The sequence below is a fragment of the Williamsia herbipolensis genome (assembly GCF_000964005.1).
In the GTDB taxonomy this organism is placed as follows: Bacteria; Actinomycetota; Actinomycetes; order Mycobacteriales; family Mycobacteriaceae; genus Williamsia_A; species Williamsia_A herbipolensis.
The window spans coordinates 140319-163271 of record NZ_JXYP01000036.1 but is presented as its reverse complement, the minus strand read 5'-3'; the positions used below and the strand labels follow the sequence as shown (position 1 = coordinate 163271).

Below are 22953 nucleotides of genomic sequence, written 5' to 3'. Positions count from 1 at the left end.
CCTAGCGTGGTCAGCAGTCAGGTTGCGCCGACCGCGCCACCTCGAGTGATCCAGGAGCCCCGATGCCCACCAACGCCGTTCTCGACTTCATCCTGAACCTGCTGCGCGACGACAAGGCCGCCGCGGCATACCTCAGTGACCCGCAGTGTGCCCTCGACACCGCCGGCCTGGGCGATCTCTGCCCCGCCGACATCGTCGCCGCGGCGCCGGCGGTCGCCGAGTCGGGTCTGTTCCCGGGCGGATCGCGACTGGCGTCCATCGTCGGTGCGGGAACCCCCGCCGCGGGCGGGCTCGGTGGTCTGGGCGGCGGTCTCGGTGGGATCGGCGTCGGCGGTCTGGGCGGGGCAGCCCTCGGTGGCCTCGGTGGGGTCGCCGTCGGACTGGGCAATGTCAACCTCGGTGGGGTCAACCTCGGTGGGGTCAACCTCGGCGGCATCAACTTCGGCAGCATCGACTTCGGCGGTCTGGGCGGACTGAACCTGGGCGGCATCGACTTCGGGTCGCTCGCACTGGGCAGCATCGATCTCGGCGGGATCGCGCTCGGCGGCATCGACCTGAGCAACCTCATCTCGGCGAACAACCTCATCGACCTGGGCCTCGGGAGCCTCTCGCTGGGCAGCCTGGCCCTGGGCGACCTGGCCATCGGCACGCAGCTGTCGGCCGCGCTGGCCGCCGCTCTCGCCGGCGCACTCACCGTCGGCGGCGACATCGCGGCCGCACTCGGTGTCGCACTCGGTGCCCTCGTCGACGCGGCCCTGGCCGTCGGTGGCGGTCTGGGCGCCGTGTTCGACGCGAACGGCCTCCTGAACATCGGCGCCACCATCGCCGGGGTCTTCACCGGTGGACTCGGCCTGGCTGCCGGTCTCGGTGTGCAGCTGGCCGGAACGATCAACGCGGCGCTCGGCGCGGCCGGTGTCGTGGTCGCCGGCGGCACGGCGACCGTCGGTGCCGCGCTCGGCGGCGCCCTGGCCGTCGGCGGATCGCTGGCCGCCAACGTCGGCGCAGCCCTCGGTGCGGCGCTCGGCGGTGCCGTCGGCGTCGGCGGCGCGCTCGCGGCCGATCTCGCCGGTGCGTTGTCGGCAGGACTCGGGGTCGCGGGCTCCCTGGCCGCGGTCCTCGGTGGCGGACTCGGCCTCGGTGCGAACCTGCTCGGCGGTGTCGTGGCACAGCTCGGCGGCGCTCTCGGAGCGGCCCTGGGCGTCACCGCAGGCCTCGGCGGTGCTCTGACGGGATTGCTCGACGCCTCGGTCGTCGCCGGGCTCGTCGGCGGGCTCACGGCCTCGCTGCAGGGCGCGCTCGGCGCGGCCCTCGGTGCCGGCGGTGCGATCGGCGCCGACCTCGGTCTCGCGCTCGGCGCGGCGCTCGGAGCGGTCACCGACGTGACCGGACTGCTCGACCTCGGCACCGTCCTCGGAGCCGGCGGCGCCCTGGCCGCCTCGCTCACCGGCGCACTCGGTCTCGGTGGTGGCATAACGGCCGCCCTGGCCGCATCCCTCGACGCCGCGCTCGCCGCGGCCGACGGCATCGACCTCGCCGCGATCCTCGCCGGCGGCGGAAACCTCGGTGTGGCGCTCGGGACGGCCCTGTCGGGTGTTCTCGACGCCGGTGGCGCGGTCGCGGCGAACCTCGGTCTCGCGCTCGGCGCTGTGCTCGGCGGAGCCCTCGGTGGCGCGGCCGGACTCTCCGGCGCCCTCGGCGCCCAGCTGTCCGGCCTGCTCGCCGGCGGTGTCGGTCTCGGTGCGGCCCTCTCGACCGTCCTCGGCGGTGCCCTCGACCTGTCGTCGGCCCTCAATCTGTCCTCGGCGCTGAACCTCTCCGGTGCCCTCGATCTCGGTGGCTCGCTCGCCGCGGCCCTCGGCGCCGGCGGTCTGCTCACCGGTGACCTCGCGGCATTGCTCGACACCGGTCTCGCGGCGCAGCTCTCGGGTGCGCTCGGAGCCACCCTCGGCGCCGGTGGTGCGGTCGCCGCCGATCTCGGCGCCGCGCTCGGTGGCGCACTGGGTGGCCTCGTCACCGTCGGCGGTCTGCTCGACGGCGGCGTCGCACTGTCCGCCGGCGCCGCACTCGCCGGCCAGCTCGGCGCGGCACTGGGGCTCGACGGACTCCTCGTCGGCCAGCTCGGCGGCGCCCTCGACGCCCTGCTCGGCGCGGGCGTCGACGTGGCCGCGGTGCTCGCGGGAACCACCGACCTCGCAGCGGTGCTCGGCGGCGCCGTCGGTCTCGGTGGCGCCGCAGCGGCCGACCTCGGCGCGACCCTCGGTGCGGTGCTCGGCACCGGACTCGCCGGCGTCCTCGGCGCCCAGCTCTCCGGCCTTCTCGCCGGTGGTGTCGGACTCGACGCCGCCCTGTCGACCGTCCTCGGTGGCGCACTGGGTCTCGGGGGAGGTGTCGATCTCGGCGGCGCTCTCGCCGCGGCCCTCGGCGCCGGCGGCGTCCTGTCGACCGACCTCGCGGCGGTCCTCGGTGGCGACATCGCCGCCCAGCTCTCCGGGGCCCTGGGTGCCGCGCTGTCGGCCGGCGGAACGCTCGGTGCAGGCCTGGGGGCATCACTCGGATCGGTGCTGACCGCAGCGGCCGGCCTCGGCGGTCTCGCGGCCGTCGACCCCTCGCTCGCACTCGGTGTGGGTGGGACGCTCGCCGCAGGCCTCGGCGCCGCACTCGGCGTCGACGGCCTCGTGATCGGCCAGCTCGGAGGAGCGCTCGACGCGGTCCTCGGCGGCGGCGTCGACCTGGCCGGCGTTCTCGCCGGCACCACCGACCTGTCGGCGATCCTCGGCACCGCGCTCGGCGCCGGTGGCGCCCTCGGTGCCGACCTCGGCGCATCGTTCGGGGCCGTCCTGGGCACCGCGCTCTCCGGCGCGCTCGGCGCGCAGGTCTCGGGTCTCCTGGCCGGGGGTCTCGACCTCGGCAGCGCCCTGTCGACCGTGCTCGGCGGCGCCGTCGGACTCGACGCGACCGGCGCCCTGGGCCTCGGCGCGGCCGCGGACCTGGGGACCGATCTCGTCGCGGCGCTCGGTGCCGGCGGCCTCGCGACCACCGACCTCACCGCACTCGTGTCGGGCGGCCTCGCCGCCGACCTGTCCGGATCGCTCGCCACCGCCCTCGGCGCCGGCGGATCCGCGGCCGCCGGACTGGGCACCGCCCTCGGTGGCGCGGTCACCGCGGCCGTGGCCGCGGGTGCGATCGATCCGTCGCTGGGTCTCGACGTCGGTTCGGTGCTCGCCGGCGGTCTCACCGCCGGACTCGGTGTCGACCCGGCGCTCGTGTCGCAGCTCGGTGCGGCGTTCACCACCGCGCTCGGTGGCTCCGTCGATCTCGCCGGTGTGCTCGGCGGCACCGCCGACCTCGGTGGCGCGCTCGGTGCGGCCCTCGGACTCGGTGGCGGCGGTGCTGCCGCCCTCGGGGCGTCGCTCGGCGCCGTCGTCGGTTCGGCGTTCGACGGATCTCTCGGGGGGTCGCTCGGCGGCTCGCTCGCCGGCGGCCTGGGCACCGACCTCCTCGCCGGCCTCGGTGGCGGACTCGACGCCGGCAGCGTGCTCGGCTCGGCGTTCGGCGGCGCCCTGTCGCTGGACGGGAACGCCGCGGGTGGCCTCGGCACCGCGTTCACCACGGCCCTCGCCGCGGGTGGCGATCTCGGCGGCAACCTCGGCGGCAACCTCGGCGGCCAGGTCGCCGGACTCGCCGACCCCGGTGCCGGCCTCGCCGGCGCCGCGTCGCTCGGCACCGGCCTCGCCGGATCACTCGCCACCGGACTCGGACTCGGCCTCGGAGGATCGGACCCCACGCCGAACCTGGCCGCAGGACTCGACGGCGCCATCGGCGGAGCGGCGAACACCGCGCTCGACGCCGGTGGTGCCGCCGGGGCCACCTCCGGTCTGCACGGTCTCGCCGGGGCGGGCACGTCGCTCGCCGGCGGGCTGGGCCTCGGGTCGGGCGTCCAGAGCGCGCTCGGCGGTGACGCCACCGCGAACCTGCAGGGCGCGCTCGACTCCGTGCACTCGCTCTCCGCGGGCTCGACGGCGGGGACCACGGGGCTCACCGGCGACGCGTTCGGCGCGGCCGCCGGCACCGGTGGTGTCGACGGCGCGCTGCACGGTCTCACCGGCACCACGGCCGGCCTCGCCGGCGGCGGCGCGGCGGGCCTCACGGGCGGCGCCACGAGCGGTCTCACCGCGCACCAGGGTTGGTCGGGTCTCGACGCCGACCACACCTTCGGCGCGGCGACCACGTCGTCCACCGCGGCCGATGGCAGCGCGCACGGGTCGGCCCTGCACGACTCGGGTCTGACCGGCGGCCTCACCGACGGCCTGTCGACCGGCCTGGGCGGCACCGCCGACACCGCGTCGCACACCGACGCCACCGCCACACAGAACCACCATCTGGACCTCGGACACGGCCTGCTGCCCTGACCGAGACCACCGCGAGCTCGTCACCGACGGTGGGCGGTTGCCCCGAACTGCCGCCCACGACCGTGTGACAGCGTCGGCCCCGTACGCTTGCGTGCGGGGCCGATGCGGTTCGCGGACCCGGTAACCACACAGAACACCCAGATCAGACAGGCCATGCGGCGGTCGGGCACCGCCGGTGGACACGACAGTTTGAGGTCGTCGACTCCCCATGCACGTCATCCCGACCGGATCCGACGGTTCATCCCCCCAGCAGGATCCGACCCCACAGAACTCGTCGGGGTCCACCGGGCAGCAGCTGGGCGACCTCCTCGGGCAGATGGCGCAGATCGCGATCGGTGTCGACCGCCACGACCTCGCCGACCGCCTCGCCGGCGCCCGCACCCGTGTCACCGACCCGCGTCTGCGGATCGTCGTCGTCGGACCGCTCAAACAGGGCAAGAGCCAGTTCGTGAACTCACTGCTCGGGGTCGACGTCTGCTCGGTCGGCGACGACGAGACGACCGCGGTGCCGACGCTGGTGTCGTACGCGGCGCAACCCTCGGCGCAGCTGGTCCTCGACAGCGGGACCGACGAACCGATCCGCGTGCCCGTCCCGCTGGCCGACATCCACGCGATCACACCGCGCAGCCCGCTCGCCGGCGGTCGTACCGTCCTGCGCCTCGAGATCGCCGCGCCGAGCGCGTTGCTCGCCGACGGACTCGTCCTCGTCGACACCCCCGGGGTCGGCGGCCACGGCAACCCCCATGCCGCCTCCACGCTCGGTCTCATCCCGACCGCCGACGCGGTGTTCGTGCTCTCCGACGCCGGCACCGAGTTCACCGAACCCGAGGTCGCCTTCCTGCGGCAGGTCACCGCGCTGTGCCCCACGGTGGCGTGCCTGATCAGCAAGACCGACCTCTACCCGCACTGGCGAGCCGTCGTCGACGCCGACCGTGCGCACCTCGATCGCGAGGGCATCGACGTGCCACTGCTGTCGATCTCGTCGGTGCTGCGTTCACATGCGTTGCGCCGCAACGACGACGCCCTCAACGCCGAATCGGGTTTCGCGGATCTCTACGCGTACCTGCGCGAGCGGGTCGTCGCCCACGCCGACACCATGACCCGGGCCTCGGTCGCGTCGGATCTGCGGTCGGTGTCCGAGCACCTGGCGTTGACCCTGGGCAGCGAGCTCGCCGCGTTGCGCGATCCCGAGACCGCGGCCGCCGCGGTCGCCGGACTACAGCGTGCGCAGGCCGCGGCCGCGCAGATGCAGACCACCTCGGCGCTGTGGCAGCAGACCCTCGCCGACGGCATCGGCGACCTCGCCTCCGACATCGACCACGACCTGCGCGACCGGTTGCGCGCGGTGACCCGTGAGGCCGAGAAGGCCGTCGAGGAAGGCGATCCCGGCAAGGACTGGCCGCAGCTGAGCGACTGGCTCGCCGACCAGATCGGGCTCGCGGTCGGCGACAACTTCGTGTGGGCGCAACAGCGCACGGTGTGGCTCGCGCAGCGTGTCGCCGACCATTTCGCGGCCGCCGGCGAGGTGGTGCTGCCCGATCTCGACATCTCCGATCTCGACGGCGTCTTCGACACCGTCACCGAACTCTCCGACCTCGAGTCGGGCCGTATCGGCATCGGTCAGAAGATGCTCATCGGCATGCGCGGGTCGTACGGCGGCGTGCTCATGTTCGGTCTGCTGACCACCGTCGTCGGGCTCACCCTCATCAACCCCATCTCGGTCGGAGCCGGAGTCCTGCTGGGCACCAAGGCCTATCGCGACGAGAAGGAGGGTCGCATCGAGGGGCGGCGGGCCAAGGCTCGCCAGGCCATCGGCAAGTTCACCGACGACGTCAGCTTCCAGGTCGGCAAGGAGTCGCGCGACCGACTGCGCCACACCCAGCGCGCGTTGCGCGACCACTTCACCGCGGTCGCCGACCAGACCGCGCGATCGGTCAACGATTCGCTGCGGTCGGCGCAGGAGGCCGCCTCGGCGCAGAGTGCGCACCGCACCACGCGGATGGCCGAACTCGAGGCGCAACTGCACGCCGTCGGTGCCCTGCGCACCGTCGCGAACCAACTCGAACCCGCGCCCGGTGCGATCGCGGCCGAGCGGTCCGAGCCGGCCGACCAGCGTGCACCGGCCGGCCAGGGCGAACCCCAGCCCACCCCGACGCGATCGATCGCGCGGCACCGGAAGCAGTGAGCACCCTCGACCGGACGCGGGCGCTCATCGAGGCCGCACGCGCCGCCCACCACGACGACCCGTGGGCCGATCGCAGGCTCACCGAGTGCGCCGACCGCCTCGACGAACCGCTGCGTCTGGCGCTGGCCGGCTCGCTGAAGGCGGGCAAGTCGACGCTGCTCAACGCGCTCGTCGGGCAGGACATCGCACCGACCGACGCGACCGAGTGCACCCGCGTGGTCACCTGGTACCGCCGCGGCACCACACCGACGGTCACCGCGACCTACGACGGTGACCACCGGATCGACATCCCGGTCCTGCGACCCGCCGGTCGGCTCACCTTCGATTTCGGGTCGCTCACCGCCGACCGCGTCGACCGCCTCGACGTCGCGTGGCCCGCCCGCACCCTGCAGTCGACCACCATCATCGACACGCCGGGCACCGCGTCGCTCTCGCGGAAGATCTCGGCGCAGACCGTCGACATGCTCACCCCGGACAACGGGGAGTCGGGCGCCGACGCCGTCGTCTACCTGTTGCGTTCGCTCACCCACACCGACACCGCGATGCTGGGACGCATCGGGCAGGCCATCGGCCGCGAATCGGGTCCGCTGGGCGTGGTGGGTGTCGTGTCCCGGGCCGACGAGATCGGTGCGGGCCGCATGGACGCGATGATGTCGGCGCGCGACGTCGCGGCCCGCTTCGCCTCCGAACTCGAACGGACCGGACTGTGTCAGGCGGTCGTGCCGGTCGCCGGACTGCTGGCGCTCGGCGCCCGCACCCTGCGTGAGGTCGAGTACCGCGCCCTGGTCGCGCTCGCGTCGGTCGCACCCGACGACCTCGCCCTGGCGATGCTGTCGGCCGACCGGTTCTCCGCGCCGACCACCGACCTGCCCGTCGTCGCGGAGACCCGCGCGGCACTCCTCGACCGGTTCGGGGTGTTCGGGGTCCGCATGGCGGTCACCCTGATCCGACTGGGCAGTCCCGACAGCCCCACGCTGGCCGCCGAGCTCGTCGAGCGCAGCGGGCTCGACGAACTCCGCGCGGTCATCGACGTGCAGTTCGGTCAGCGCACCGACCAGCTCAAGAGCCACACCGCGCTGGTCACCCTCGGACGCATCCTCGACGAGAGCGACGCCCCCGGGTCCGCGGCCATCGCCGCCGACGTCCACCGGATGCTCGCCGACGTCCACGGCTTCACCGAGCTGCGTCTGCTCGGGCGGGTACGCGCCGGGGCCATCCACCTGCCGGAACACCACCTCGAGGAGCTGACCCGCGTCGTCGGCGGTGTCGGCATCGATCCGATGGTGCGGCTCGGTCTCGATCCCGACGCGGGCACCGAGGCCGTGCGCACCGCGGCACTCGACGCGATCCGGATGTGGCGGGCGCGGGCGACGCATCCCCTGCTCGACCGGCCCACCGCGTTGGCGTGCGGGGTCGCCGCACGCAGCGCCGAAGGCGTGCTCGCCGCCCTGACGACAGAGCGCTGAGACCCCGACCGCGAGGGTCGCTCAGCGTGTCGGCGCGGCCTTCAACCAGCGGGTGACGTCGCCGGTGAACATGAGTCCGGTCGCGACCGCCGCGAGGACGGCCACCACGAAGGGCAGGAACGTCACCGCCGGGTTCAGCACGTCGCGCGCGGGCGACAGCACGGTCCAGAACGCGATCGACCCGACGACGGTGATGACTCCCATCGTCGTGAGCGTGCCGCGACCGCCGATCACGCGTTCCCGCAGACGGATCGATCCGTAGATCACCAGCAGCAGCACGATCACGCAGACACCGCCGGCGGCGACCATCGCGATGTCGACGGTGTTGGCGATGTCGCGCGGCGCCGTCGTGGGGTTGTCCGAGGCCAGCGATCGGCGCAGCTCGGACCGTGCGGCGCCCTGGTCGAGGGCGACGAGCGCGGCCGTGGCCGCCAGCGCCACGAGCGTGAACACCCACACCACGATGCCGAGGTCGATCACGCGCGGTCGGCGGTCGTCGACGGGGGCGCGCATCGGTGTGACGGCGACCTGCGGCCGCTGCGGACGAGGCGCCTCGGCCCCACGCGACGTGTCACCGCGGGATCCCGCTGCGGTCGACGGGCGGATCGCGGGCCGACGGTCGTCGGGCGACCCCGGGTGGTCGGACTCATCGCGGACGTCGGACATCACCCGAGCGTAACGACGTCACAGATGTGCCGCGGTCGCGACACGGCACCACGATAGGGTCGGCCAGGACAGCGGCGTCGGCGCAGGACCGACGGCAGATCACCGATGAGAACGAGGTACCCCGGTCATGGCTCAGGTGTTGGGAGTCTCGGTCACCGATCTCCAGATCGCCTCGGTGGTCATGGAGGTCTCCACCGGCAACGTGCTGGCCCGCAACGTGGTCGATCTCGCCGACGACTCACCCGAGTCGGTGTTCGACGCGATCTCGCAGCTCGTCGAGACCGCACCCTTCGAGGTCGAGTCGATCACCGTCGCGTGCGCGCTTCGCAGCATGCAGGTCGCACTGCACAACACCATCACCGGCGGCACCGCGGGCGCCCCGGACTGGTACGCCCGCACCACCATCACCGACACCCCGTTCGCCTTCGCCAATGTTGCTGCGGCGCAATCCGATCAGCGCGGCGTGGTCGTCGTCATCGACCTCGCCGAGAACGCGATCCCCTTCAACGAACTGTCCATCGCGGCGGTCGACACCGAATCGGCCAGCGTGGTCGGGGCCGTGCAACTGCCGGCCGGTGGCGAGCGCGAACCGGTCACCGAACCGACCGGCGCGGCCACCGTCGCCGCGGCGTTCGATCTGCTGCCGACCACCGACGCCGGTCGGCGCGGTGTGCTCGTGGTGGGTCCGGGGGCATCGCTCGCCGGTGTCGGTCCGGCGCTGGAGTACGAGACGCAGCTGCCCGTCCAGATCGCCGACGAGCCGACCTTCTCGGCGGCCCACGGCGCCGCCCTGCACGGACGGAACCGCGGCACGGGCGCCGGTGCGCGCAACCGATGGCTCATCCTCGGCGCCGCGGCGGCCGCCGCCGCGGTCCTCGCCGCGATCGTGGTGGCCGTCGTGCTGCTCTCCGGTGGCGACGACGCGCCCACACCGGCCGTCGTCAGCGAGACGGTCAGCGCGCCGACGACGACGTCGTCGACGCCGAGCAGCACCTCGCGACGTCCCTCGACCACGACGACGACCACCGAGGCACCCGTCGAACAGGTCCCCGAGACCGCCGAGCAGGCACCGCCCCCGCGCGACACGGTCACCGTCACCCAGCCCCCGCGGACCATCACCCGCACCACGACCCCGCCCAGCACCACGACCACCACCACGACGACGACCTCCACGACGACCACATCGCCCAAACCGCCGGTCGGCGAATCGCTCGCGCCGTAGGGGTCCAGCTCAGACCGGGTCGTGATCGATCATGCGTCCGGGTACCCCGGCGATGATCAGGGTGCGACGGGTGTTCTCGATCATCGGTGCCGAACCGGCGATGACCACCTGGGTGTCGGGGGCGGCTCCCGCGTCGAGCGCGGCCCCGACCTCTGATCCGACGACGTCGTCGAGGCGGCCGATCCGATGGCGGATGTGCAGCGCGTCGGCGTCGATGGTGCGGGTCAGCCACCACGGGTTGGTGTCCTCCTCCGACACCACCGTCACCGACAGCCACGGGTTGGTGCCGGCCAGGCGGGCGAGGTTCGGCGCCTCGTAGAGCTCACCGGGGTAGCGCGTGCCGTAGTAGAGGCGCGTCGGTCGGGTGTCGGCGCGCCGGGCCATCTGCAGCAGCAACGCCCGGATCGGCGCGATGCCGGTGCCGCCGGCCACGAGGACAGACTCGCGTGTGGGGTCGATCGTCAGCGTCCCGTGGCTCTGGGCGAGCCGCCACACGTCGCCCACGGCGGTCTCGCCCACGATCGCCGAGCTGACCGTCCCACCGGGGATCGCCCGCACGTGGAACTCGAGTTCGCCGTGCGGGTTCGGGGGCACCGACGGCGACAGATGACGCCACACCCGCGGCCACTGCGGGATCGACACCTCGAGGTATTGGCCGGCCACGTGCGGTGGCGGATGGTCGGCGACGAGTCGGACCACCGCGAGGTCGCGCGACATGCGGAACTTCTCGACCACCCGCGCGGTCCAGGTCGCCGGGCCCGGCGCGGTCTGCGCCGCCCCACGCATCACGCCGGTGGTGAGCATCAGGGCCTGCGTGGTGATGGTGGCGAGTTCGTGGTCGTACTCGTCGCCCATCGTCGCCGAGATCTCGGCGAGCATGGCGTTGCAGAACACGTCGTAGTCGGCCGGCGCGACCCCGTACTTGCGGTGGTCGCGACCCAGCTGTGCCAGGAGCGCGACGAGATCCTCGTGCGAGGCCGTGTCGGGGAAGACCTCCAGCACGTGATCGAGCACGCCGAACAGGGCTGCGCGCTGGTGGGCCATGGTGGCTCCGAAGAGGTCGCGCAGGGCCGGGCGGATGGTGAACAGGCGGGTGTAGAAGTCGGCGACGAAACGGTCGGGCTCGGCCTCGATCCGCTCACGCACCAGCGCCAGTCCCCGGCGCGTGTGACCACCCATCGCCGAACTCGCCCTTCGTCGTCTCTCACCGCAGATCTCGCCGCGCCCACCGCGCGTGGGCCGTCACCACGTTAGTACAGTCACATCATGGAGCCATCCGACGACGACACCGAGCACGCGACCGGCGTCTCGGAACCCTTTGCGTCGGTGGACGATAGCGGTTCGGCGACTTCGGGACGCGGCGCACTCGCCGGTGTGGTGTCGGGCATCGTCGACGCACACATGCACCAGTGGGACCCGGTCACCACCCCGCGGGAGTCGAACCGCGTGGCGCGGGTCTACCGCTTCGCGCCCGCCGTCGGCGACCGACTCTTCCGTCTCGCGAACCAGGCCGATCGCGAGATGGCGCTCACCCCGCGCTTCCTGCTGCGGCCGTATCTCCCCGAGCACTATCTGCGCGACGTCGCCGACGTCGAGGCCACCGCCGGCGCACCGATCTCCTCGGCGGTCCACATCGAGGCGTCGTGGCAGGGGTCGGATCCGATGGCGCCCGCCGGGGAGACCCGCTGGATCGACGCGCTGCCCTTCGGCGTCGCCGGCGCCCCGGCTCTCGCGGCCATCGTCGGTCACGCACAACCCCGCGACTCCCACCTCGGGGCGCTGCTCTCGATGCACGAACGCTCGGCGCAGCGGGCGCCGTTCCGCGGGATCCGCACGATGGCGTCGCACCACCCCGACCCGAAGGTCCGCGACTGGACCGACACCCCCCACCTGCTGGCGTCGCGCGATTTCCTGCACGGCTTCGCGCGGGTCGCCGAGCGCGGTCTGTCCTTCGAGGCATGGGTCTACTCGCATCAACTGCACGACGTCGCCGTGCTGGCGCGCGAGTACCCGGAGGCGACGATCGTCCTCGACCACTACGCCACCCCGGTCGGCGTGTTCGGCCCGATGGGCGCCCGCACCGGTCACACCGCCGCCGCCCGCGCCGACATCCTCGCCCGGTGGCGCGACGGGATGGCCGAGGTCGCCGCCTGCCGCAACGTCGTCGCGAAACACTCCGGGGTCGCCTTCTCGTTCCTCGGGTACGGCCACCAGTCGTCGGGCAACATCGGCAGTCAGGCGACGCTGACCGACATGATGGGGCCGCTCATCGCCCACACCACCGATCTGTTCGGTCCCGACCGACTGATGTTCGGATCGAACTTCCCCATCGACAAACCGAATGCGACCGTCGCCACCATCGTCGGTACGCTCCTCGATGTGCTGGCCCCGCGTGGGCCGGAGCTGCTGCGCAAGGTGTTCCGCGACAACGCGGTTCGGGTATATCGCCTCGACGAGCAGTCCTCCGACCCACGCTGAGCGCAACTGTGGCGTAGGCCTCCTCTTGCCTCCACGATGGATCCAGGTCTGTCTATCGAGGAGTCATCCGTGTCGCGTCCCATCCGTTTCAACGCCTTCGACATGAACTGTGTCGCCCATCAGTCCCCGGGGTTGTGGCGTCATCCGCAGGACCGATCCTGGGACTACAACACCCTCGACTACTGGGTGGAGCTGGCAGAGCTGCTCGAGACCGGCGGATTCGACGGGCTGTTCATCGCCGACGTGTTGGGCACCTACGACGTCTACGCCGGCACCGACGAGGCCGCCATCCGCCAGGGCGCGCAGACGCCGGTCAACGACCCGTTGCTCCTGGTGTCGGCGATGGCGTACGCGACCGAACACCTCGGGTTCGGCATCACCACCGGCACCGGGTTCGAGCATCCCGTCCCGTTCGCGCGCCGCATGTCGACACTCGACCACCTGACCAAGGGGCGGATCGGCTGGAACGTGGTCACGGGGTACCTGCCGTCGGCCGCACGCAACATGGGTGAGACCGACCAACTCGCCCACGACGCCCGCTACGACCACGCCGACGAGTACCTCGAGGTGCTCTACAAGCTGTGGGAGGGCTCGTGGGAACGCGACGCCGTGCGTCGCGACCGCGAGGCCGGGGTGTTCGCCGATCCGGCGAAGGTCCACCACATCGGCCATCGCGGAGAACACTTCTCGGTGCCGGGAATCCACGTCTCCGAGCCCTCGCCGCAGGGCTCGCCGGTGATCTACCAGGCCGGCGCCTCACCGCGGGGACTCGCCTTCGCCGCGGGCAACGCCGAGGCCATCTTCGTCGCGGCTCCCACCAAACCACTGCTGCGCGAGACGGTCTCCCGGGTGCGGGCCGCGCTGGTCGATGCCGGTCGCAAGCCCTACGACGCACGGATCTACACGCTGCTGACCATCATCACCGACGCCACCGAGGAGGCCGCCCAGGCCAAGGCCGCCGAGTACCGCAGCTACAACAGCGCCGAGGGGTCGCTGGTGTTCATGTCGGGATGGATGGGGATCGACCTGTCGAGCTACGACCTCGACGAGCCGATCGGCAACGTCGAGTCGAACGCGATCCAGTCCGCGGTCGCATCGTTCCAGCAGGCCTCCGACACCGGCAAGGAGTGGACCGTCGGTGACATCGCGGCCTGGGGTGGCATCGGTGGGATGGGTCCTGTGCTCGTGGGGTCGGGTGAGAGCATTGCCGACCAGCTGCAGAGCTGGGTCGACGAGACCGATGTCGACGGTTTCAATCTCGCCTACGCCGTCACCCCGGGCACCTTCCGTGATGTCGTCGACCACGTCATCCCGGCGCTCGAGCGTCGCGGCGCGTACGAGCGCGAGTACACCCCGGGAACGTTGCGGCACAAATTGTTCGGCGAGGGCGACCGGTTGCCCGATCGCCACCGCGGCGCGTCCTACCGCGTGGGCGGCGTCAACTCCACCATCGACGACTCGGTGCGTTCGGGACTGGGCGTCTGACGACGCCGGGTTCACCACCCCACGCACCAGGTCCCGACACGGGTCCGTCCGTAGGGTTGCAGGTGGAGGTGCCCTGATGACCGAACCCGCACTGTCTGAGCTGTCACTCGAGGACAGGGCCGCCCTCGGGAGCGGCGCCGACTTCTGGACGACCAAGGCGATCGGCGCGGTGCCGTCGCTGGTCCTCACCGACGGACCGCACGGCGTCCGGAGGCAGACCGGCGCCACCGACCATCTCGGCCTCGCGGGCAGTGAGCCCGCGACGTGTTTCCCGCCGGCGGTCGGCCTCGGCCAGAGTTGGGATCCCGACCTGGTCCACCGGGTGGGGGAGGCCTTGGGCCGTGAGGCGCGGGCGCTGCGCGTCGACGTGCTGCTCGGGCCCGGGGTCAACATCAAGCGCGATCCGCGCTGCGGTCGGAACTTCGAGTACCTGTCCGAGGACCCCGTGGTCTCCGGTGTCCTCGGGGCCGCGTGGGTGACGGGCGTCCAGAGCGTCGGGGTCGGGACGTCGCTCAAGCACTTCGCCCTGAACAACGCCGAGACAGATCGGATGCGCTCGAGCTCCGACATCGACCCGCGCCCGATGCACGAGGTCTATCTCCGCGCGTTCTCCCACATCGTCCGGACCGCGCACCCGTGGACGGTCATGTGTTCCTACAACCGCATCAACGGCGTCCACGCCGCCGAGAACCGGTGGCTCCTGACCGAACTCCTGCGTGAGACATGGGGTTTCGACGGCGTGGTGGTCAGCGACTGGGGTGCGGTGCGCGATCGTGTCGCCGCGGTCCGTGCCGGTCTCGACCTGGAGATGCCGGGAGCGGGTACCGCGGTGGACTCCGAGGTCGTCGACGCCGTCCGCGCCGGCGAGTTGACCCAGGACGCGGTCGACCGTGCGGCTGCGGCTGTGGCCGGACTGGCGCACCGAGTCCAGCGCGGACGGGAGAACCCCGCCGCTGCCGACCTCGACGCCCATCATCGCCTCGCCCGTGAGGCCGCCGCCCGCAGCGTCGTGCTGCTCAAGAACGACGCCGATCTGCTGCCACTGACTCCGGGCACCTCGATCGCCGTCCTCGGCGCGTTCGCGCAGTCACCCCGCTACCAGGGTGGCGGCAGCTCGCATGTGAACCCGACCCGCGTCGACATCCCGGTGGACGAGATCCGCGCACAGGCCGGAACCGACGCAGTGGCCTTCGCGCACGGCTTCACCACCGACGGGTCCGGTGACGCCACGGCCCTGCGCGATGAGGCGGTTCGTGCCGCGGCCGATGCCGAGGTGGCGGTGCTGTTCCTGGGTCTGGGTGACGACCAGGAGTCGGAGGGCTTCGACCGCGAACACATCGAGATCCCCTCCGATCAGCAGGAACTCGTGTCTGCCGTGATGCAGGTGCAGCCGCGGACCGTCGTGGTGCTCGCCCACGGTGGCGTGCTGCGCCTGGCGCCGATCGCCGAGGTCGTCCCGGCCATCCTCGACGGCGCCCTGCTCGGCCAGGCCGGTGGCGGCGCGATCGCCGACGTGCTGTTCGGCGCCGTCAACCCGTCCGGACGCCTCACCGAGACGGTGCCGGTCCGCCTCCAGGACTGCCCGTCATACCTCGATTTCCCCGGCGAGAACTCCCATGTCCGGTACGGCGAGGGAATCCACGTCGGCTATCGCGGGTACGACGCCCGCGGGTCCGACGTCACCTTCCCGTTCGGACACGGGTTGTCCTACACCGACTTCGACCACACCGACCTGTCGGTCACCGCCGACGAGACCGGCGTCGACGTCGAGATCACCGTCACCAACACCGGTGACCGGGCGGGACGCGAGGTGGTGCAGGTCTACGTCACGACAACCGATTCGCGGGTGACCCGACCACCTCGGGAGCTGAAGGGCTTCGCGACCACGTCTCTCCTCGAACCCGGCGTCTCCGAGCGCGTCTCGATACGGATCGACCGCTCCGACCTCGCCTACTGGGACGTGCGCCGCGACGACTGGACCGTCGAGGACGGCGACTACGTTGTCGCCGTGGGTGCATCGAGTCGCGACCTTCGCGTCACCGACACCGTGCACATCGTCGGCGACGACGACGCGGTCCCGATCACCTGGCAGTCCACCCTCGCCGAGGCCCTGGCCGACCCCGTCATCGGGAAGGCCATCGCAGGGATGCTGCCCGCCGGTCCGTCGGAGGGTGGTTCCGCCATGGGAACCGACCTCGTGACGATCATGGGCTCGATGCCGTTGGACCGCCTGAAGCGGTTCGGCATGGCGTCCGACGCCCTCGACGACCTCCTCGCGACAGACCGACCCGGCCGCGGCTGACCGTCAGCTACGAGAATCGTTGGCGCGACGGATGAAATCGATCTGCTCCGGGGTCGGGCCACCGAAGTTCCTCTGGATCTCCTCGGTGTTCTCCTCCTGCATGCGGTACATACCGTCCCGCAGTCCGGGGTCGCCGCCGTGGAACTGCTCCAGCAGTCCCATCCACTCGGTCGCAAGCGCGCCGGCTTGGTCGGACGCCGGGTCCGTCCCGGCCGCGATCGCCGCATCGACTTCCGCGATCAGCGACGGCCACCGGTTCTCGACCGCGCGGATCTGGTCCTCGCCCAATTCTTCTCGACGGACCGCCAGCGCTGCGAGCTGATCGGCGTCGAAGTAGTTCTCCACTCGTGCATCCACTGTCATCACCTTCCTGATGAGGTCGAGGAGGTCGGTGTCGGTGGGTCGGTGCGAGCGACGCACCGTCGCGAGGACGGTCGCCATGTGGATCTGCAGCTTCTGCATCGCCGCGAGCTGGGCGTCGACGTGATCGGCGTGCGCGACGAGCATCGCCTCGAGCGATGTCTCACCGTGGATCGCGTCACTGATCTGGTCCAACGACAATCCGAGCTGCCGCAGCGCCAGGATCTCGTAGAGCCGCGTGACGTCCTCGCCGCCGTAGAGGCGATATCCCGCACCGCTGCGCCGCGACGGACTCAACAACCCGATCTCGTCGTAGTGGTGCAGGGTACGCACCGTGAGACCGGTCAGCTCCGCGAGTTGTCCGACGCGATAGAGCTTCTCGGACTCACCCATTCCGAACACCTTCTCCCCCGTCACCTTCTCCTGAGTCGGCCACCGGGTGCGGCCGACGAGACCGACGCTAGAGCCGCACGCAACGTGAGGGTCAAGCGCCGATTCTCGTCGACGATCAGAGGCGATGGGGAGGGGTCGATCAGCCGATCAGTTTGCCGGTCTCGGTGGCGCAGTAGAGCGGCACCGCGGTGCGGACGAAGTTGAGCGCCTTGCCGGCGTCGTCGTTGTACTTGTCCTTCACGCTGTCGGCGGCCTCGGAGGCGCTCTTGCCGCCTTTGAGGTCCTCGCAGACGTCCTTGGCCTCGCTGACCATGTCGTCGTCGCTGCCGAACTTCAGGTTCGCGACGCCCAGTGCGGCGACGAATCCGGCGTCACGGGTGTTCGATGCGGCGTTGCCTGCCGAGTCGGCGGCCTTCGAGGCGGCGCTGCCGATGTCGTCGGCGGCATTGTTGGCGGCGCTCGTCGCCGAGTCGGCGGCACTGCCGGTGTCGGAGTCGGAACATCCGGCCAGAACCAGCGCGCTCGCGGCGATCGCGGCGAAGATCAGCTTCTTCATGTGTGCCCCACATCTGTCGTCGCCGGCGGATCTCGACGGCGGCCATCAGTATCGCCCAGCGGTGTGGCGGCATCGATGAATGCGACAAACCCGTGACCCGTCGAAGCCGTGTGTAGTTTCGTGATCAGCCCCATCTCAGAACCGCTGCCCGAGTCAGGAGCCCGCCATGAAGCTGACCAAGCACACCCACGCCTGTGTGGTCGTCGAGTCGGGATCGACGACGATCCTCGTCGACCCCGGTGCGTTCGGCTCGGAATCGGCCGACCTGCTCGCCGCCGCCGACGCCGTGCTGATCACCCACGAGCACTTCGACCATCTCGACGTCGAGAAGATCGGCGCTGCCCTCACCGCGCGACCCGACCTGCCGCTCTACGGTCCGCCGTCGATCGCCGGTCTGATCGAGGGCCACGCCGACCGCATCACCACGGTCACCGCGGGCGATTCCTTCTCCGTCGGCGACGTCGACGTCACCGTGCACGGCGAGCGCCATGCCGTGATCCACCCCGACATCCCCGTCATCGACAACGTCGGCTATCTCTTCGGCGGGCGCATCTTCCATCCGGGCGACTCCTACGAGGTCCCCGAGGCCGACGTCGAGGTGCTGTTGGTCCCGATCAGCGGGCCATGGATGAAGATCGGTGAAGCGGCCGACTTCATCCGCGCAGTGGCGCCGCGCCGGTCCATCGCGATCCACGAGATGCTGCTGTCCGACGTCGGCAAGAGCCTGGCCGACAACTTCCTCGGCACCGACGGTCTCACCGAGGTGTCGCTGGAGCAGCCGACACCGGGCACGGTCATCGAGATCTGAGTTCTGGGGATCGATCCCGACGAGGTCGCCGACGTGGCCCGCGACGTGGTGCTGATGTGATCGGGTGAGCCCGGTCAGTTCAGGATGTTGATCGCGCGGGCGAGCACCATCGCCACGGTGGCGAGCGCGATCACCGACTGGATCATCATCGCCAGCTTCGCCCAGCGGCTGAGGGGCATCGTGTCGGTGGGGCTGAACGCGGTCGCGTTCGTGAACGACACATAGAGGTAGTCGGCGAAACGGGGCTCCCAGTCGGGGTCGGAGACGTCGGGTGTCGTCATCTGGGGGAACAGGAAATCGGGGTACTGCCTGGTGCCTGCGGCGCGGGTGGCCGGACCGCCGCGGTCGAGATCCCAGTACCAGAGCCCGAAGATGATGATGTTGGTCAGATACACCGCGCCGCCGGTGGCGAGCAGCGCCGCGGCCGACACCTTGTGGTCACCGGAGATGATGTCGGTGACCAGCCGCACCGCTGCGTAGGCGTTGGCCAGGCTGGCGACGGCGATCAGTGTGAGGCTCGCCGATCGCAGGGGCCGCGACGCCCGGTCGATCCGCAGTGGGTTCGCGATCACCAGCATCGCCAGAAGCACCAGCTCGATTCCCGGCAGCAGGTACCGCGACGACAGGTTCAGTCGTTGCGGCAGTGCGAGTTGCAGGGCGATGACGGCGACGATGGCCACCGCGGCCGCCCACCGCGGCTCGCCCTCGGTGATGCGACGCCAGGCGGGCAGTGCCTCGGCCTCTATGCGCCGGCTCAGGTGACGGTCCCCGGTGTCGCGATCGGTCATGTCGGCGATTGTGCGCCCTGAGGCCTGCGACGGGAATGCGGTGTCGGCGAAGTCTGTTATAGTATGCGCGCATACTAAACTGCCGAACGAAGGAGCGGTCATGTGGAGTGTCGAGATCACCGGTGAGAGCACGGCGTCACCGGATGCGCTGTACGCACGGTGGGCCGATGTCGGTACCTGGTCGGAGTGGAACGACGACGTCGCGCGCATCGAGATGACCGACGCGTTCGCGCCCGGGGCGCGGGCGGAGATGGTGTTCGGCGACGGCTCGTCGCTGCCGTTCGAGATCGCCTGGGTCGAGCCCGGTCGCGGGTACGAGGACCTGACCGAGATCCCCGACGCCGGTGTCGCGGTCCGGGTTCGACACACCGCCGAGACCGATGGCGACCGGACGCGGATCACCTACCGGTGTGAGGTCACCGGCGCCGACGACGACACCTGTGCCGCTGTCGGAGCCGGGGTGTCGTCGGATTTCGGGGCCGTGATCGACGGACTCGCACGTGTCGTCGAGGGCCGGTGAAAAAGAGCCTCCCGCCCGCGGAGAGTCCCGGACTGCTGCTGTGGCGGGTCACGCTCGCCTGGCAGCGCGCGATCACCGCCGCGCTGCGACCCCTCGGCCTCACCCATGTGCAGTTCGTGCTGTTGGCGAGTACGTGGTGGCTCGCCGAGAACGAGCCGGTGCCGCCCACCCAGCGTCGCATCGCCGATCACGCCGGCACCGACGCGATGATGACGTCGCAGGTGCTGCGCGCACTCGAGTCCCGGAGCCTCGTCGAGCGTCGACCGGACCCGATCGACGCGCGGGCGCGATCGGTGCGACCCACGGCCTCCGGCGAGCGACTGGCACGAGAGGCCGTCGCCGTGGTCGAGGCGATCGATCACGACTTCTTCGCGCCCGTCGGGAGCCGAGATGCGGTCACGATGTTGACCCGTCTGGCACCCGTGAAAGCCGATCGGCATCCCTGAAAGTCGAGGACCGTGGCTGTCCGCAATTGCTGTGAAGCTCTGTGCATGACCACCACCGAGACCATGATCATCACCGAGACGCAGGGAGCCGCCATGACCATCGACACCACCGCCACGACCATCGACGAGCGCGGCGAACTGCTCGCCGAGCTGGCGCAGGCACGGGCCTTCCTCATCGGGACCGTCGAGGGCCTCAGCGACGAGCAACTCGGCCTGGCCCCCACCGCGAGCGCGCTGTGCCTCGGTGGGCTGCTCAAGCACGTCGCATCGACCGAGGCCGCGTGGATGCGGTTCGTGGTCGAGGGCACCTCCGGCATGGAACTCGTGCTTCCCGACGGCGTGACCTGGGACGACCTGATTTCGGGCACGGCGCACACGTACCCGCAGTGGGCGATCGATCGTCAGAATGAATTCCAGATGCTGCCCGGCGACTCGCGCGAATCCGTCCTGTCGGAGTACGCCGCCGTCGCGGCACGCACCGAGGACGTCATCGCCTCGGCCGGCGATCTGTCCCGGTCGACCCCGCTGCCCGAGGCGCCGTGGAACACCCCGGGGGCGTCGTGGAGCATCCGCCGGGTGCTGATCCACCTGGTGTCGGAGACCGCCCAGCACACCGGCCACGCCGAGATCATCCGCGAGAGCATCGACGGCCGCACCACCATGTGACCCGCCGTTCGAGCCGTGCAATAGTGGTCGGGAAGACCAGAACGGACATCGGTGTTGCACGACACCATGACCTCCCGACCCGCACCCGCCGAGGACCACGAACCGGATCCGCGTCGGTGGACCGCCCTGACGGTCTGCCTCGCGGTCGGCTTCATGACCCTGCTCGACGTGTCGATCGTCAACGTGGCGCTCCCGTCGATCGAGAAGGGGATAGGTGCGTCCTCGGCCGACCTGTCGTGGGTGGTGTCGGGGTACGCGCTCGCGTTCGGCCTGTTCCTGGTGCCGGCCGGTCGCATCGGCGACGCGCGTGGCCGCAAGACCACCTTCATCGTCGGACTGATCCTTTTCGTGGTCGCCTCGGCGGCGTGCGGGTTGGCGACCGGGCCGCTCACCCTGGTGATCGCCCGCCTCGTGCAGGGCCTCGCCGGCGGCATCCTCAGCCCGCAGGTGTCGGGTCTGATCCAGCAGCTCTTCCGCGGCGCCGAGCGCGCCAAGGCCTTCGGCCTGTTCGCCGCGACCATCGGCATCTCGACCGCCGTCGGTCCGCTGCTGGGCGGGGTGCTCATCGAACTCGGTGGTGTCGAGCACGGATGGCGCTACGTGTTCATGGTGAACGTGCCCATCGGCGCTGTCGCACTCGTCGCCGCGGTCAAGCTGTTGCCCTCGCGTGACGCAGGGACATTGCAGCCACTACGCGCGTCGTCGTTCGATCCGGTCGGCGTCGTGCTCCTCGGCCTCGGTGTGCTCGCGGTGATGCTGCCGCTGGTGCAGGAGCAGCAGTGGCCGGGGTCGGCCAAGTGGTTGTTGTTCATCCCGGCCGCACTGCTGTTGGCGGCGTTCGTGCTGTGGGAGCGGCGTCAGGGTGCACGCGGGCACCAGCAGCTCGTCGATCTCTCGCTGTTCTCGATGCGCTCCTACACACTCGGCTGCGTCATCGGCACCGTCTACTTCGCCGGGTTCACCACGATCTTCTTCGTCTACACGCTGTATGTGCAACAGGGCCTGGGCTATTCGGCCCTGCAGGCCGGCCTCGCGGTGACGCCGTTCGCCATCGGGTCGGCGGTGTCGGCGCGCGTCGGAGGATCGATCGTCGGTCGATTCGGTCGCAGCCTCGTCGCCGTCGGGCTGGCGATGGTGTTGGTCGGGATGATCGGCGCGGTCGTCGCGTCGGTCATCGTCCCCGGGTCCGGTGTCGGGTGGGCGGCGGCCGTCCCGCTGCTGATCGCGGGCGTCGGTTCGGGTTTCGTGATCTCGCCGAACGTCACCCTCACCCTCGACGACGTGCCGGTGAAGCGCGCGGGCATCGCCGGCGGCGTGTTGCAGACCGGTCAGCGCATCGGATCCGCCGCCGGTATCGCTCTCGTCGGAGCGGTGTTCTTCGCCCAGATCGCCGACTCGCGCGGCGATTTCGCGCCGGCCTTCCAGCTCGGCCTGTCGGTGGCCGCCGCTCTCGTCGGCGTCGGGTTGCTCATCGCCGTGGTCGATGCCGTGACCGCGCGCTCGGAACAGACCACGGAGTCGGTGGCGGCCTGAGGGGAGGTGGCTCGTGATCACGCTCCACACTCGTAGGCGCCGCCGAAGCGATTGACATCGCACCAGTCCACGTACTTCTGGCCTCCCTTCGTCATGTGCAGGATGGTGATCCCCTGGGAGCCGGAGGTGAACGTCGCGCTGAAGGTGGTGCCCTGGCCCACGGTTCCGCTCATGCCGACACCTCGTAGCTCGTCGCGGCGGACCAGTCGGACGGTGATGGAGGATCCCGATGGTGACCACGCCGTCCGCCAGCGTTCGTAGTTCGCCGCGCCATCGCCGAGGTCCATCCACCCGGTCCCGTCCCGCGTGATGTCCATGTCTGCGTCGTGTGCCTGGTAGTGACCCACGAAGGAACTCGTGGCCGTCGGCGCCGAGCGCACCGGCTGGGCCGCGTTGTCGTCGGAGTCGTCGGTGGGTGCATCGCCGGTGCTGGTCACCGTCTCGGTGACCACCGGCGTCGGCACGGTGGTGGACGGGGCCGACGGCGTGACCGTGCGGGTCACGGTGACCGCCGATGTCGCGGTGGCGGCACTGTCGTCGGATGATCCGCATCCGGCGAGAGCGGCGACCGCGAGGCCTACGACGACGGGTGCGATGGCGCGAATGTTCACGATGCCTCCGGGGTGTGCGGAACGGTGCTGTACCACCAGTGTCGCTGCGACCTCGCCAG

18 protein-coding genes are annotated in these 22953 nt (G+C 71.1%); 12 read left to right on the top strand and 6 right to left on the bottom strand.

Going from position 1 to position 22953, the window contains the following annotated elements:
• Positions 1-62: 62 nt before the first annotated feature.
• The 3 genes from TU34_RS22485 (at position 63) to TU34_RS19145 (ending at position 8060) form a co-directional block, all read left to right on the top strand.
• Positions 63-4409 carry an IniB N-terminal domain-containing protein gene (locus TU34_RS22485; protein WP_052689054.1) on the top strand — a complete coding sequence of 1449 codons (4347 nt, stop codon included), beginning with the start codon at positions 63-65 and terminating at the stop codon, positions 4407-4409.
• Between the two features lie 208 nt (positions 4410-4617).
• Complete coding sequence (locus TU34_RS19150) at positions 4618-6594, top strand: dynamin family protein (RefSeq protein WP_065973643.1); 1977 nt, start codon at positions 4618-4620, stop codon at positions 6592-6594.
• On the top strand, positions 6591-8060 hold the full coding sequence (locus tag TU34_RS19145) for a dynamin family protein (protein ID WP_045824480.1): 1470 nt from the start codon (positions 6591-6593) through the stop codon (positions 8058-8060). The genes TU34_RS19150 and TU34_RS19145 overlap by 4 nt, the downstream gene beginning before the upstream one ends.
• Positions 8061-8081: 21 nt before the next feature.
• Here TU34_RS19145 and TU34_RS19140 read toward each other — a convergent pair whose 3' ends face one another.
• A complete protein-coding gene (locus TU34_RS19140) occupies positions 8082-8726 on the bottom strand; it encodes a hypothetical protein (protein WP_045824479.1) in 645 nt (214 codons plus the stop codon).
• Positions 8727-8853: 127 nt separating this feature from the next.
• Here TU34_RS19140 and TU34_RS19135 point away from each other — a divergent pair, with 127 nt between their 5' ends.
• The gene (locus TU34_RS19135) at positions 8854-9948 is read left to right on the top strand and encodes a DUF7159 family protein (protein ID WP_045824478.1); all 1095 of its coding nucleotides are present in this window, start codon (positions 8854-8856) and stop codon (positions 9946-9948) included.
• Positions 9949-9957: 9 nt separating this feature from the next.
• On the opposite strand, the gene TU34_RS19130 is transcribed toward TU34_RS19135, so the two are convergent.
• Complete coding sequence (locus tag TU34_RS19130) at positions 9958-11127, bottom strand: FAD-binding oxidoreductase (protein WP_045824477.1); 1170 nt, start codon at positions 11125-11127, stop codon at positions 9958-9960.
• An 87-nt stretch (positions 11128-11214) separates the two neighbouring features.
• Between TU34_RS19130 and TU34_RS19125 the strand changes: the two genes are divergently transcribed.
• The 3 genes from TU34_RS19125 (at position 11215) to TU34_RS19115 (ending at position 16213) form a co-directional block, all read left to right on the top strand.
• Complete coding sequence (locus tag TU34_RS19125; protein WP_082080440.1) at positions 11215-12426, top strand: amidohydrolase family protein; 1212 nt, start codon at positions 11215-11217, stop codon at positions 12424-12426.
• A 36-nt stretch (positions 12427-12462) separates the two neighbouring features.
• On the top strand, positions 12463-13911 hold the full coding sequence (locus TU34_RS19120) for an LLM class flavin-dependent oxidoreductase (protein ID WP_045824476.1): 1449 nt from the start codon (positions 12463-12465) through the stop codon (positions 13909-13911).
• Positions 13912-13987: 76 nt separating this feature from the next.
• A complete protein-coding gene (locus tag TU34_RS19115; protein ID WP_045824475.1) occupies positions 13988-16213 on the top strand; it encodes a glycoside hydrolase family 3 C-terminal domain-containing protein in 2226 nt (741 codons plus the stop codon).
• Between the two features lie 3 nt (positions 16214-16216).
• Here the strand turns inward: TU34_RS19115 and TU34_RS19110 are convergent, their stop codons facing one another.
• Both TU34_RS19110 and TU34_RS22480 read right to left on the bottom strand, forming a co-directional pair.
• The gene (locus TU34_RS19110) at positions 16217-16966 is read right to left on the bottom strand and encodes a MerR family transcriptional regulator (RefSeq protein WP_045824474.1); all 750 of its coding nucleotides are present in this window, start codon (positions 16964-16966) and stop codon (positions 16217-16219) included.
• Positions 16967-17105: 139 nt separating this feature from the next.
• Positions 17106-17522 carry a DUF732 domain-containing protein gene (locus TU34_RS22480; protein ID WP_052689053.1) on the bottom strand — a complete coding sequence of 139 codons (417 nt, stop codon included), beginning with the start codon at positions 17520-17522 and terminating at the stop codon, positions 17106-17108.
• 166 nt (positions 17523-17688) lie between these two features.
• On the opposite strand from TU34_RS22480, the gene TU34_RS19100 reads away from it, so the two are divergent.
• Positions 17689-18330, top strand: coding sequence for an MBL fold metallo-hydrolase (locus TU34_RS19100; RefSeq protein ID WP_045824473.1), 642 nt, complete (start codon positions 17689-17691; stop codon positions 18328-18330).
• 74 nt (positions 18331-18404) lie between these two features.
• On the opposite strand, the gene TU34_RS19095 is transcribed toward TU34_RS19100, so the two are convergent.
• Positions 18405-19118, bottom strand: coding sequence for a DUF1345 domain-containing protein (locus TU34_RS19095; protein WP_045824472.1), 714 nt, complete (start codon positions 19116-19118; stop codon positions 18405-18407).
• Between the two features lie 100 nt (positions 19119-19218).
• Between TU34_RS19095 and TU34_RS19090 the strand changes: the two genes are divergently transcribed.
• From TU34_RS19090 to TU34_RS19075, 4 genes are all read left to right on the top strand, one after another.
• Positions 19219-19638: an SRPBCC family protein gene (locus TU34_RS19090; protein ID WP_045824471.1), complete on the top strand. Its 420-nt coding sequence runs from the start codon at positions 19219-19221 to the stop codon at positions 19636-19638.
• The gene (locus TU34_RS19085; protein WP_045824470.1) at positions 19635-20084 is read left to right on the top strand and encodes a MarR family winged helix-turn-helix transcriptional regulator; all 450 of its coding nucleotides are present in this window, start codon (positions 19635-19637) and stop codon (positions 20082-20084) included. Before TU34_RS19090 ends, TU34_RS19085 begins: the two co-directional genes overlap by 4 nt.
• Positions 20085-20129: 45 nt before the next feature.
• The gene (locus TU34_RS19080; RefSeq protein ID WP_238981384.1) at positions 20130-20750 is read left to right on the top strand and encodes a DinB family protein; all 621 of its coding nucleotides are present in this window, start codon (positions 20130-20132) and stop codon (positions 20748-20750) included.
• Positions 20751-20816: 66 nt separating this feature from the next.
• Positions 20817-22283, top strand: coding sequence for an MFS transporter (locus TU34_RS19075; RefSeq protein ID WP_045824469.1), 1467 nt, complete (start codon positions 20817-20819; stop codon positions 22281-22283).
• Positions 22284-22300: 17 nt separating this feature from the next.
• On the opposite strand, the gene TU34_RS19070 is transcribed toward TU34_RS19075, so the two are convergent.
• On the bottom strand, positions 22301-22894 hold the full coding sequence (locus TU34_RS19070) for a hypothetical protein (protein WP_150116607.1): 594 nt from the start codon (positions 22892-22894) through the stop codon (positions 22301-22303).
• Positions 22895-22953: the final 59 nt, after the last annotated feature.